Below are 12,052 nucleotides of genomic sequence, written 5' to 3'. Positions count from 1 at the left end.
AGATATGACTATTATTCCCAATATCCTTTTATTAAAAAGAATTTTCTTATTTTTCCTAAAAAGTTCATTGACAGAGGAACGGTTTATGGTAACCTATGTATAAGTATATGTCGAAGAATGCCGACTTTTATTAAAAGACTGGGGAAACAAGCTGGCCGCCGTCAGGATTTCTAGTTTCCACAGGTCGAAAGGGGAGGATAAGATGAAGTCTACAGGAATTGTACGAAAAGTTGATGAACTGGGACGGGTTGTTATACCAATTGAATTACGGCGAAACTTGAATATCCAAGAAAAAGATGACATGGAAATTTTTGTGGATGACAACCAAATTGTATTGAAGAAATACCAGCCTAACTTGACCTGCTATTTGACGGGACACACTTCTGAAGAGAATCTGTCGCTGGCTGATGGCAAACTAGTGCTCAGCAGAGAGGGAGCCAAACAATTATTAGAGGAGCTCCAAACACATTTGACAGTGAAATAGAGAGGCCTATGCCACTGGGCAGGTTAAAGCATCCGAGCAGCGATTTTTGTACGGACTGGCCTTGAGAGGTTAGGGAACATGGTCTTCATCGAGGTATGCTGGTTTGCATGTCTCCGGCTTGCGATGGAGAACCATGAATAGGTTATATAGGAGGGGCCAATCAAAAACATGTTTGGATGCAATGCTTGAATGGCAGGAGAAATAACTTGCAGCTGTTAAAAGAATTCCCCTCCTGCCAGTTTTGTTCCTGCTGGGACAAGACAATGAGCCCAGGCAGCCATTGCGGAAAGCGGTATATTTCCTGAGCTGTCATGCCGATCAAACAAAATTTTTAGTTAGTTAAGGACTTTCCGATTTGGAAACAAACGTTTATCCCAGTCTCCATTCCATTACCAACTTTCCAAAATTATTTTAGTAGAGGCAACTCAAATATAAACCTAAACTTCATCAATATGATAGGCTTGGTAGACTTCCCTTTTCGGCATACTGCGATCTTTTGCCGCCCGTTTTATTGCTTCTTTACTGGTCAGCCCCTCTTCTTCCATGTAATAATTCACATGAGCGGGTACAGATAAATGCCCCCACCATAACTCTTCTTCTGTTGAATCCGTATCATCTGCCCCTTCTACCACCAGGCAGAACTCGCCTTTTGGTGTATGATCCTCGCTCCAGGAAAGTACCTCGTCCACAGAACCACGGACATATTCTTCAAATCGTTTAGTCAATTCGCGTGCCAGAGTAATCCTGCGATTTCCGAGGACATCCTTTAAAGCTTTCAATGTGTCCTTTAGCCGGTAGGGTGATTCATAAAGCAGGATGGTCGCCTGAAAACTTTTCAGGCGCTGAAGTTCGGATTCTTTATCCTTTTTCTTGCGGGGCAGAAATCCATAGAAATAGAATTCATCAGACGGCAGCCCGGATCCGACCAATGCACAAAGTGCTGCATTTGCTCCAGGCAGCACCACCACCCTTAGGTCTCTTTCCACTGCAGCCTGTACCAGTTCCATACCCGGGTCAGATATCGCCGGCATTCCTGCATCGCTAACAACAGCAATCTCTTCTCCTTGTTCGACCCGGGAAAGCAACTGATCTTCTCTGGAAAGCTTATTATGTTCATGATAGCTGACCATTGGTGTGTCCAGCTCAAAATGATTCAACAATTTTCTTGTATTTCGGGTATCCTCCGCGGCAATCAGCGAAACACTTTCCAATACTTTCAATGCGCGAAATGTAATATCCTCCAAGTTTCCTATAGGGGTAGGCACTACATAAACCACCCCGCCTGATTCATTATGAAAGCTCTTCTGTATCTTCATATGCCACCCCTTCTTCTCGCCTGTTCCTGATCAACTTAAGTTTTTCTTTTCGGGTTAACTGCTTAATCCGGTACTCTTCCCGGAGAGCAGCCTCCTTTGCAGTAAATGTATCTGTATATACGACTTGGAAAGGTCCACGACCCTTTGTATACTTGGCACCCTTCCCTTCTTCATGCATCCTTAATCGGTTCTTAAGATTATTGGTATAACCGGTATATAATGAGTTGTCCTTGCATTTAAGCATGTATACAGTATGTTCAATCTCTGCCATAAATAATAGCCTCTGCTTCTTCTGTATAGGTGCCATCCTCATTATATATATAGAGCGGCGGCAATATTTTCAAATCAGCTTTTCCATCCCGCGCCCCTTCGATCAGCAGCATATTTGCTTCTCGTCCTATTTTTGGGTAGACGAACTGGAGCCGCTTTGGTTCCAGCTTATATTTGCGGAACAGAGAAATAATGTCCACCAGTCTTCCTGGCCGGTGCACCATAGAAACCTTTCCGCCAGGTCTTACATGCAATTTGCAGGCCTTCACCACATCCTCAAGTGTACAGCATACTTCATGCCTGGCAATCGTCAAATATTCATTATGATTATGTTCATTTTCGGAGGGTGTACGGAAATATGGCGGATTACATGTAACCACATCAAAGTTGCTCTGGCCGAGGACCGGCTGCATCTCCTTCAAGTCCCCATGGACGATGGATACCTGTCCTCCTAAATTATTCAGCTCCACATTTCTTACGGCCATTCCAAAAATACGGTCTTGAATTTCCACCCCTGTGATAGATGCTTCCGTCCGTTTGGACAGCAATAAGGGGATTACACCATTTCCCGTACAAAGATCCAAAATATTTCCCCGTTTTACTGGTACATAAGCAAAATGAGCGAGTAGAACAGCATCTAAAGAAAAGGAGAATGCTGTTGGACTTTGAATGATCTTCATGCTTTCGTCCGCCAATAAATAATCGATTCGTTCATCATCATGCAGTTTTATCATGTCTGAATCCTTCCCAGTAATAATATCTTCTGCCGTTTTGACCAGCAGATTGTCTTTTTATTCTTTCCAACTGTAAATAAAAACTGCCCCAAAATAGAGGCAGCTGTTATAGGTTTATTTCGTTTTGTTTAGAAAGTCCAGGCAGAAGATGCAATCTTCATTTTGCCTAGGGCTGCCGAATTCCAGGTTACAGATATGGAAGCCTTCCTCATATAATCTGGCAAGGTTGTCATATCCTTCTCCGGGAAAGCTCACACGTTTGGAAGCGGGCGTCTCCCTGGTTCCTTCTTCTTTCTCTTTATGGGTATCCAGGTGCTTACGCAGATTGTGATTTTCCATCGCAAGCCGATGATTTTCCTCTAAAACTTGGCTTAGTTGATTCTTTAAGTCACCAAGCTGTTCATATAGTTCCCCGATCCTCTGCTCCATATCAGAAACCTGGTCAAAAATTTCCCTGTTTTTCACGCCCACTCACCTCGTTATTCTGTGGCTTGCGCTAGTATTCCTTCTTCAATCAATTCATCCAATGTATACTCAATAATTCTTCCGCTCTCCGGTAATTCTATCTGGACAAGCCGTTCCAGGATATTCAATCCGCCAACCTTCCCTTTGCCATGAGGAGTCTTAATAGACTGGCCGATATCCGGTAGTTCCCGCTTAGCAGTTTCATAATCATCATTCTCATACTTCAGGCAGCACATCAGCCGCCCGCATAAGCCGGAGATTTTTGCCGGGTTAAGGGAGAGGTTCTGATCCTTGGCCATCTTGATGGAGACAGGCTCAAAATCCCCCAAAAAGGTTGAACAGCAGAGCATTCTTCCACATGGCCCAATTCCGCCGAGCATTTTCGCTTCGTCTCGGACACCGATCTGGCGCAGCTCGATACGCGTCCGGAATTGGGAAGCCAAATCTTTCACCAGATTGCGGAAGTCAACTCGTCCATCTGCGGTGAAATAAAAAATGATCTTATTTCGATCGAATGTATATTCAACATCTACCAAATTCATATCCAGTTTATGTTTTTTGATTTTTTCAGTACATACTTGGAACGCCTTTTCAGCATGCTCCTGGTTTTCTACTACCGTCAGTTTGTCCTTCTCGTCGGCAACACGGATCACTTTTTTCAATGGAAGGACGACATCTTCCTCGTCGACTTTTTTCTCCGTGATTACTACTTTGCCAAATTCGATCCCCCGTACAGTTTCCACAATGACATAGTCATCGACAGAAATCGGATAATCCGCCGGATCGAAATAATATATTTTACCCGCTCTTTTAAAGCGGACACCAATAACTTCGATCAATTCTCTCACCCCTGTATTTGAAGTGTCAATTGCTCCATCACCAATGTGGGATGAACGTTCTGCTTCAGCTTTCTCTTCGCCTGCAGAACGGCATTTAACACGTTAATTAATTTTTCCTGACTGAATGCCATCGCCGCTTTCTCAAGCAATGCATCATGCTGGGTGAAAAAAACCAATGCTTTTTCATTGCCAATATGATAATAAAGAATATCTTTAAAAGCAAGAAGCAATAGGTCCAATCCTTGCTCTTGCCCGTTTCTTTCTTTAAAATGCTGCACCCAATGGTTATGGATAAACAAGTATACATCTTCCGGCTGAGACACAAACATTTCAGTCAATTGTACCACTAGTTTTCTTGCATCTGCAAACCACTCATCACTGTTCCAGGCGAATGCATCTTCGACATTGTTAGTCAAAGCGCTCATTAGTACGGCATCTTCCCTGGTCATTCCCTCTTCTATTAAATGCTGTTGGAATTGCGAAGGGTTCAGCGGCTGCAAATCAATGATCTGACAGCGGGACCGGATGGTCGGAATGATGGACTGGCTGTTTTCCGTCATCATAATGGCTGTCGTCTGCCGGCTTGGCTCCTCGAGAAATTTGAGGATGCGGTTGGCCGCATTCAATGTCAATGTATCGGCGCCCTTAATAATGTATACTTTCTGATTGGATTCCAGCCCGGAATAGGTGAATTCCTTCTGCAAATTTTTAATCTGTTCGATTTTAATTGACTGCCCTTCCGGTTCGATCCAATGGACATCCGGATGATTGCCGGAAGCTATCCGTCTGCATGCATTGCACCGATGGCAAGGCTCCACATCGTTTCGGCTTTCACAGAACAGCACCTTTGCAATCAGCAGGGCGATGTCTTCTTTTCCCGTACCACGCGCGCCCTGAAGAAGATATGCATGGGAGACACGATGCTTTTTTATACTGTTTGTGATGATCTTCCCCGCCAGCGGTTGGACATCCGCCACTTCAGCCCATGTTTTCATCCGGCCTCCAACTTTCTTTACGTATATATGTTAATCAGCAAACCCTTAATCTCTCCGATGAGACTGAGAATATTTACTGTCTTCCTCTCCTGATTCATGACTTCTTCTGTCAGCTCGATCAGTTTCTCATCCACTGCTTCGAGCAGTGTCAATTCCTGTCCCCGGCTATTCCAGCCAAAATGACGGGACTTTTTAAGAGTATAGCCACCCGCGGTCATCTCTTGCAGAAACCCTCTTACCATTCGCTTGAACACTGCCAATTCACGGAAGGTTCGATAACGGCTGAGTTTATCTCCCTGCAGAGTAATATTCTTCATCAGCGTTTCAATCTCCTGCTGTTTCAGTTGCTGCGCCTGGGACTGAAGAGTTCTTTGGAAAGCTTGTGCTCCTGGAGCAGCTGCAGGCCGGCTGTAGCCCGTTTCAGTGTTAGCCTTGAAATCATGGCTTATTTTCATTTAACTCAGTCCCTTAGACATATTCTAAAATTGGTAAAACGACTCGATTGGCAGGATAAATACCGTTGCTCCGCCAACTTCCACCTTAACAGGCTTTGGAATATAGGAATCGGCATTTCCTCCCATTGGGGAAATAGGAGCTACCATTTGTTCGCGGTGGGAACAGTTTTTCTTGATAATTTCCAGGGCCTCGTCGACATATTCATCCTCACAGCCGATCATAAGTGTGGTGTTGCCCTCTTTTAAAAAACCTCCCGTTGTTGCAAGCTTGGTTATTTTAAAATTCTCTTCGCCCAGGGCATCCATCAGACGATTGGTATCTTTATCCTGGACTACAGCGATAATCAACTTCATCTAATCATGTACCTCCCTCATTCATTAAGATAGGAAATAATATGGGTGAAGGCTTGTGCTTCAACCGCTTCCAGAGACTGGTCGGCATTAACCGCGGATATACGCTCTGGAAATTTCTTCAACAGTATATGATATGCTTCATACACCTGTTCATGGAACCGGGCTTCCTCCAGATCAAGGCGATTTCTCTCCCTGTCCTTATTTCTTCGTATCCGATCCAGCCCTTTTTCCGGGCTGATATCAAAGAAGAGAGTGAGATCGGGCATACATTCTCCGATAGCAAATTGATTGATTGAGAATACCTCATCCATCCCCAGTCCCCGGGCATGTCCTTGATAGGCGAGACTGCTGTCTATAAACCGGTCGCAAAGCACCACTTTCCCTTCCTTCAGGGCTGGCAGGACTTTTTCCACCAGATGCTGGCGCCGTGCCGCCGCATATAATAGGGCTTCTGTTCTTTCTTCCATTTGCCTGTTCTCCGGATCCAGTATCACTTTCCTGATCTGCTCCGCTATTTCAATACCACCCGGCTCCCGTGTAGCCAGAACCTCATACCCCTCTTTCCTAAGCTTCTCATATATAGCCTGAAGTATGGTGGATTTACCGGCACCCTCGCCGCCTTCAAATGTAATAAAATAACCGTCCACTGCAACCTGCTCCTTCATTCCCTGAATACCTTGATGCCTTTTGTGCGCTGCTGGATCCGCACTCCTCTCTTTATCAGTTCCTGGAGCGTATCCATTTGATGTGCCTTTATTCTTTCCCCCTTTAAAATAAGCGGAATACCAGGAGGGTAGGGAATTACTGCCTCTGCGGCAATTCTCCCCTCCGCCTGCTGGAAGGAAACATCTATATTAGTCAATTGTGTCATTTCCTGATAGGACAAAGCCAATTCCTGAATAGGCTCAGAAAGAAGCTCTGGTATTTCTATTGTAGCACGTCCTGGTTTATTTTTTAATCGTTCATTAATGCTTTTCACCGCTTTTTCCAATCGATCCAGCTCATTGAAAGGCGCGAGTCCATGAATGAACAGCACCTGATTATGGCTGGCCAGTTCAGGATATATCCCCTGTGCTTCAAATAATGATGCTATATCTTGCGCAGGGATGTCATGTTTCACGTGTAACGTTATCTTTAAAGGGTCATCCAGGGGGGTCTCGGGAAGGATGTTCCAACAATTGGATGCTGTCAATATTTCCCTTACTTTTCTTACACTCTCTTTAATATGTGAGATATCCTGCTCTTGCAAGGCAGCTAGATAAGCTCGAGCAGCATCCAAGGAAGCCAATAATGGATACGAAGGGCTGCTCGACTGGATCATCTGCAGGTAGTGTTCAATTCTTTCTTTCTGAAGGAGTGAAGATTGGACATGCAGGTAGGATGCCATTGTCATAGCGGGAGCCATTTTATGGGCGGAGTGTACGACTACATCGGCTCCTGCATGAAGGGAGGAGCCGGGGAAAAGACGGCCCAAGGGAAAATGAACCCCATGCGCCTCATCTACTAACACCGGAATATCATAGGTATGGGCTAAGTCTATCATTTCTTTTATATCGTAGGCTCTTCCGAAATAATCCGGATAGGTCAGAACCACAGCTTTTGCGTTTGGATAGGCATCCAATGCTTCCTTTAAAACGGCAGGGTACGGACTTGTATAGCGCTCCACCTGTCCATCATATTCCGGAGAAAGAAACACCGGACGAGCCCCACTCAGTTCCAATCCATTCATAATGGATTTGTGGCTGTTACGTTGTATAAGGACTTCATCACCTGGAGAGCAGGCTGCCAATATCATTGCAAGGTTCCCGGCAGTACTTCCCCCGACGAGAAAATATGTATGTTCAGACTGAAAGAAGGCTGCAGCCAGCTTCTCTGCCTCCGCAATCACTCCTTCCGGTGCATGAAGATCATCCAACCCGGGAATTTCCGTCATATCCAAATGCATGAGAGAATGAAAATAGGGTCGGACAGAAGGTGAAAGAACCTGCCCGTTTTTATGGCCTGGTACATGGAAGGAAACTGGCCGACTCTCGTGAAACTCCACCAGCTTTTCAAATAATGGCACTTTTTTCTGGTCTAAATTCATAAATCTTCTCCGTTCTTTCGTAGTAATACTATAGTAGTCCAATAAAAAAAGCCTTTGCAAGCAAAGGCTTCTAGGAATATAGTTTCGATTTACTGATGTTTTTCAGTTTCCTTAGGTAATAGTTGTATTTTTCTTCCCTTGGCTCTGTGTGAATCATGTTCTTTTCACACTCGCTGCAGATAAACATGGTGTATAAGTGAATGCCTAGTGCCTTTTCTTCCTCACAAATTCCACATCGTTCATGACTTTTAGGCTGTTCCATTTCCCCCACCTCCAGTATCATTATCCTCTCCAAATCTCTCAATATTTATACAAGGAATCTTTGAAACTTTTTATTTGCCCATCCGGTGTCAAGATTGGAGAATAACTAGACAAATACAGAGGTCGGAAATAGAGTGATTGACATATAGGCGCATGACGGACTGTAACGAGCGAACTTATCTAGCCAAGCAGTCGGTAACTCTTAAGTTAAACCGTTGATTTTCTAAGTCCATGAAACACTCTTTCCACAGCCTCTTCTTCCTCCTATGGGAATAAGAAGATCTGCATGGCAGCAAGGGAAGCTACGCCGAACACCCCTAGGATACCTGAGATTGCCACGGTGAAGAGGTTTATAGGAATATGCAGCCCAATCGCTCCCCCGAAGACATTAAAGAAAAATAGCAACAAAATGCCAATGCCAATTTTTACTGTTGCTTGTCCAATAAACCGCATAGGCTTTGCCGGTGCACCTATAACCAGAAGAAGAACAATCAACACAACCATAATGGTAATCACCATAGTAGAACTCAAACCAATCAGTCCCTTCTTCAACCCCTTTGTATTACATATGAAAGGGAAGAAATAAATAGAACTCATATACTGGAAGATCACAAGTCGGGTTAGCGACGTACACACTATTCTCTTTAGCACCCAAGCTAAAACGGCGTTGCTGGCAGGGAGTGACGGGCTTAAGCACTCCCAGATGCTGGATATAGACGGGGTTATTCCTCAAAACAACGTTTGGAGGGAATATACTTTCTTCTCTATTGAAAAAGACAAGGAATCCACAGGTGGCCCTTGTCTATCAGATATTTTTATGATTCCGGTCATACTAGACTTTCATGGCACTCAGCTTTCGATGCCTTGCCTCACGAAGCAGAAACATATATCTTGCCCGGGCAAGAGCAGTCAGCTGCCGGCTGTTATAGGAAGGTTCAATGCTTCTTTCCACCATGGACTCTACGTCTTTCCATTCCTTCTCTACAGAGAAAATAGCCTCCAGCAACTGACTATCGACATCCCTTTTCCTTATCTTCTTCCCCATATGCTTCACCCGGTTTCTATAAATCTCTTCTGCCTTCTAAGGCCTTTGACAATGTCACTTCATCGGCATATTCCAAATCCCCGCCTACAGGCAGACCATGCGCAATTCTGGAAGTCTTTATGCCTGATGGCTTAACCAACCGGGAAATATACATGGCTGTTGCCTCGCCTTCTATATTGGGATTGGTAGCCAGGATGATTTCTTCTACTTCTTCTTCTTTCAATCGGTTAATTAAATCAGGCACATTGATATCCTCTGGTCCTATCCCATCCATCGGAGAAATCGCTCCATGAAGAACATGGTATTTGCCATGAAACTCTTTCATTTTCTCCATAGCAATGACATCTTTTGGATCCTGGACTACACAGATGATGGAATTGTCCCTGGAAGTATCGGAACAAATGGCACAGGGATCCTGATCTGTAATATGGCCGCAGATCGAGCAATGCGTAAGCTCACGCTTGGCATTCACCAAAGCATTCGCAAAGTCCATCACTTCATCTTCTTTCATATTCAAAACAAAAAAAGCCAGCCGGACCGCGGTTTTCGGCCCTATCCCCGGCAATTTTGTAAAGCTGTCAATCAATTTCGATATTGGTTCTGGATAATACATATGCATGCCTCCCGCATATTAGAACATTCCAGGCATGTTCATTCCTTTAGTGAATTGCCCCATGGTTTCATTCGTCTTCTCATCAATTTGATGGATGACATCATTCGTAGCGGCAAGGATAAGATCCTGCAGCATTTCAATATCGTCTGGATCTACTACTTCTTCTTTGATTTGAACATCGGTAATTTCCTTTTTCCCATTAGCGACGACTGTAACCATTCCGCCGCCGGCACTTGCTTCAAAGCTCATTTCATGCAGCTCGTCCTGTGCTTTCATCATTTTCTTTTGCATTTTCTGCATCTGTTTCATCATGTTATTCATATTTCCCTTCATGGAAATACCTCCTTCAATTTGTGTTAAAAGTTTATATGAATTTCGCCGGCTCGGTCCGCCGAAGAATTATTCTCAATCGTGAATTTCCAGCAAGTCATCACCGAACAGCTTCCTGGCCTCCTCTACGATAGGATCAGGTTGTTCCTCCTGCTTCGGTTCTGCTTTCTCCTGCTGATTGATATATTCCGTACGCACTTCTTTCCAGTCATTTTCAGGAATCGGTATAATCGTGAGTTCCTTATTCATCACTGTGGCAAGTACGGATTCAATAGTCTCCCTGTTATCAAGGAACAAGGAACAATGGATTTCATATTTGAAAGCAACCACAACTGCTTTTTCAGAAGCAGCGGCAGGTTTGCTGTCCTGTATGGTTGCATGTGCGGGAGCATTGGTTGTCTTTAACCTGTTCAAGAAGTTGGCCCACTGGCCCTGCACATTCTTCAGCTCCTGTTTCTGCGCATCTTTCAACACATCCCTTATGCGTTCATACGGAATTTTATAAGTGGTTTTCATCGACCTGGACGGTTGTCTGCGTTGTTCTCGTTGGGGAGCTGGCTGTGCATTTACTACCGGATTCTCTTTCAGCATATTTAATTCTTTTTCGAGTTGTGCCATCTTATTCGTCAGCCTGTCGACTGCCTCTGATTCTTCGGGCGCAGTGGATTGTTCTCCTTGATACCGGTTGGTAATTGTCAGGATGGCGATTTCGATGAAGACCTTGGGACTGCTGGTCCATCTTATTTCCTGCTGGCATTGGTTCAACTGCATGATCGCCTCTTGAACCCACGGAGCTTCGACAGCGGCCGAAAGGGATTGGAAGCTTTCGTCAATCCTGGCACGTTCCATTAAATCTCCCAGGGCCGGAGCACTTTTGTACAGCAGCAAATCCCTCATGAAATATATCAGATCATATACAAACCTGGCCGGATCCTTCCCGCCTTGTATCAAGTCGTCCAGCAATGTAAGGGCCTTCTGAACATCCTTCGCTTGCATTGCCTGGACTATTTCAGTGAGGATTGCCTGGGAAACGCCTCCGGTGACTGCCAGCACATCCTCCAACTCTACTGCATCCTCACTATAGGATATCGCCTGATCGAGTATGCTCAGCGCATCCCGCATTCCGCCCTCTGCCGCTAGAGCAACTGTTTCGAGTGCCTCATCGGATACATTGATATCTTCCGCGCTCAGAATAGTTTTCATTCTCTCGACGATCGACTGATTGGAAATTGGTTTAAAATCAAAGCGCTGACATCTGGAAAGGATAGTAAGCGGAATCTTATGCGGCTCGGTTGTTGCCAGGATGAACACCACATGTTTCGGGGGTTCCTCCAACGTCTTCAGAAGCGCATTGAAGGCATTCACCGAGATCATGTGCACCTCATCGATGATATACACTTTATAAGGAACGGAACTGGAGGCATACTTGACTTTGTCGCGGATTTCACGAATATCATCCACACTAGTATTGGAAGCCGCGTCAATTTCAATGACATCGGATATCGAACCATCTTGAATGCCCCGGCAGGCAGAACATTCATTACACGGCTCTTTTGCGGGCCCCCGCTCACAGTTGATGGTTTTAGCAAAGATTTTCGCTGCACTCGTCTTCCCTGTCCCCCGCGGGCCGGAGAATAGATAAGCATGCGAAAACTTCTCTTGCACAATAGCATTCTGGAGAGTACGTGTTATATGGGTTTGGCCGACGACGTCCTGGAAATTTCTCGGACGCCATACACGGTATAGTGCCTGATAGCTCATAATTTGATTTCCCCTCTATGATCTCCTTCTAATTATACCCGATT

At 44.8% G+C, this 12,052-nt stretch carries 17 protein-coding genes; 1 reads left to right on the top strand and 16 read right to left on the bottom strand.

Annotated elements, in window-relative coordinates:
- Positions 1–202 precede the first annotated feature (202 nt).
- On the top strand, positions 203–484 hold the full coding sequence (locus ACFODW_RS10755) for an AbrB/MazE/SpoVT family DNA-binding domain-containing protein (RefSeq protein ID WP_390306222.1): 282 nt from the start codon (positions 203–205) through the stop codon (positions 482–484).
- Positions 485–921: 437 nt separating this feature from the next.
- Here ACFODW_RS10755 and rsmI read toward each other — a convergent pair whose 3' ends face one another.
- The 16 genes from rsmI to dnaX form a co-directional block, all read right to left on the bottom strand.
- The gene (rsmI, locus tag ACFODW_RS10750) at positions 922–1,800 is read right to left on the bottom strand and encodes a 16S rRNA (cytidine(1402)-2'-O)-methyltransferase (protein ID WP_390306220.1); all 879 of its coding nucleotides are present in this window, start codon (positions 1,798–1,800) and stop codon (positions 922–924) included.
- The gene (locus ACFODW_RS10745) at positions 1,775–2,071 is read right to left on the bottom strand and encodes a GIY-YIG nuclease family protein (protein ID WP_390306218.1); all 297 of its coding nucleotides are present in this window, start codon (positions 2,069–2,071) and stop codon (positions 1,775–1,777) included. Before ACFODW_RS10745 ends, rsmI begins: the two co-directional genes overlap by 26 nt.
- Entirely contained in the window at positions 2,058–2,804 is a 747-nt protein-coding gene (locus tag ACFODW_RS10740) for a tRNA1(Val) (adenine(37)-N6)-methyltransferase (protein ID WP_390306216.1), read from the bottom strand. Before ACFODW_RS10740 ends, ACFODW_RS10745 begins: the two co-directional genes overlap by 14 nt.
- 114 nt (positions 2,805–2,918) lie before the next feature.
- On the bottom strand, positions 2,919–3,269 hold the full coding sequence (yabA, locus tag ACFODW_RS10735; RefSeq protein WP_390306214.1) for a DNA replication initiation control protein YabA: 351 nt from the start codon (positions 3,267–3,269) through the stop codon (positions 2,919–2,921).
- A 14-nt stretch (positions 3,270–3,283) separates the two neighbouring features.
- On the bottom strand, positions 3,284–4,108 hold the full coding sequence (locus tag ACFODW_RS10730; protein WP_390306212.1) for a PSP1 domain-containing protein: 825 nt from the start codon (positions 4,106–4,108) through the stop codon (positions 3,284–3,286).
- 5 nt (positions 4,109–4,113) lie between these two features.
- A complete protein-coding gene (gene holB, locus ACFODW_RS10725; protein ID WP_390306210.1) occupies positions 4,114–5,103 on the bottom strand; it encodes a DNA polymerase III subunit delta' in 990 nt (329 codons plus the stop codon).
- A 17-nt stretch (positions 5,104–5,120) separates the two neighbouring features.
- Positions 5,121–5,558, bottom strand: coding sequence for a YaaR family protein (locus ACFODW_RS10720; protein ID WP_390306208.1), 438 nt, complete (start codon positions 5,556–5,558; stop codon positions 5,121–5,123).
- 24 nt (positions 5,559–5,582) lie between these two features.
- Complete coding sequence (locus ACFODW_RS10715) at positions 5,583–5,912, bottom strand: cyclic-di-AMP receptor (protein ID WP_390306206.1); 330 nt, start codon at positions 5,910–5,912, stop codon at positions 5,583–5,585.
- 17 nt (positions 5,913–5,929) lie between these two features.
- Positions 5,930–6,559 carry a dTMP kinase gene (tmk, locus tag ACFODW_RS10710; protein WP_390306308.1) on the bottom strand — a complete coding sequence of 210 codons (630 nt, stop codon included), beginning with the start codon at positions 6,557–6,559 and terminating at the stop codon, positions 5,930–5,932.
- 14 nt (positions 6,560–6,573) lie between these two features.
- On the bottom strand, positions 6,574–7,998 hold the full coding sequence (locus ACFODW_RS10705; protein ID WP_390306204.1) for an aminotransferase class I/II-fold pyridoxal phosphate-dependent enzyme: 1,425 nt from the start codon (positions 7,996–7,998) through the stop codon (positions 6,574–6,576).
- Between the two features lie 70 nt (positions 7,999–8,068).
- Positions 8,069–8,260, bottom strand: a complete 192-nt coding sequence (locus tag ACFODW_RS10700; protein ID WP_390306202.1) for a sigma factor G inhibitor Gin — start codon at positions 8,258–8,260, stop codon at positions 8,069–8,071.
- 263 nt (positions 8,261–8,523) lie between these two features.
- The gene (locus ACFODW_RS10695) at positions 8,524–8,790 is read right to left on the bottom strand and encodes a pro-sigmaK processing inhibitor BofA family protein (protein WP_390306200.1); all 267 of its coding nucleotides are present in this window, start codon (positions 8,788–8,790) and stop codon (positions 8,524–8,526) included.
- Positions 8,791–9,091: 301 nt separating this feature from the next.
- Complete coding sequence (locus tag ACFODW_RS10690; protein WP_390306198.1) at positions 9,092–9,304, bottom strand: YaaL family protein; 213 nt, start codon at positions 9,302–9,304, stop codon at positions 9,092–9,094.
- Positions 9,305–9,320: 16 nt separating this feature from the next.
- A complete protein-coding gene (recR, locus tag ACFODW_RS10685; RefSeq protein ID WP_390306196.1) occupies positions 9,321–9,917 on the bottom strand; it encodes a recombination mediator RecR in 597 nt (198 codons plus the stop codon).
- Positions 9,918–9,935: 18 nt separating this feature from the next.
- Positions 9,936–10,250 carry a YbaB/EbfC family nucleoid-associated protein gene (locus ACFODW_RS10680; protein WP_390306194.1) on the bottom strand — a complete coding sequence of 105 codons (315 nt, stop codon included), beginning with the start codon at positions 10,248–10,250 and terminating at the stop codon, positions 9,936–9,938.
- Positions 10,251–10,322: 72 nt separating this feature from the next.
- Positions 10,323–12,008 (bottom strand): DNA polymerase III subunit gamma/tau, encoded by a 1,686-nt coding sequence (gene dnaX, locus ACFODW_RS10675; RefSeq protein WP_390306192.1) that lies wholly within the window; start codon positions 12,006–12,008, stop codon positions 10,323–10,325.
- Between the last annotated feature and the right edge of the window lie 44 nt (positions 12,009–12,052).

This window comes from Virgibacillus sediminis (genome assembly GCF_042643265.1).
Taxonomy (GTDB): domain Bacteria; phylum Bacillota; class Bacilli; order Bacillales; family Amphibacillaceae; genus Virgibacillus_O; species Virgibacillus_O sediminis.
Note: the sequence above shows the minus strand (reverse complement) of the source record. Positions and strands in the feature narration are given on the sequence as shown.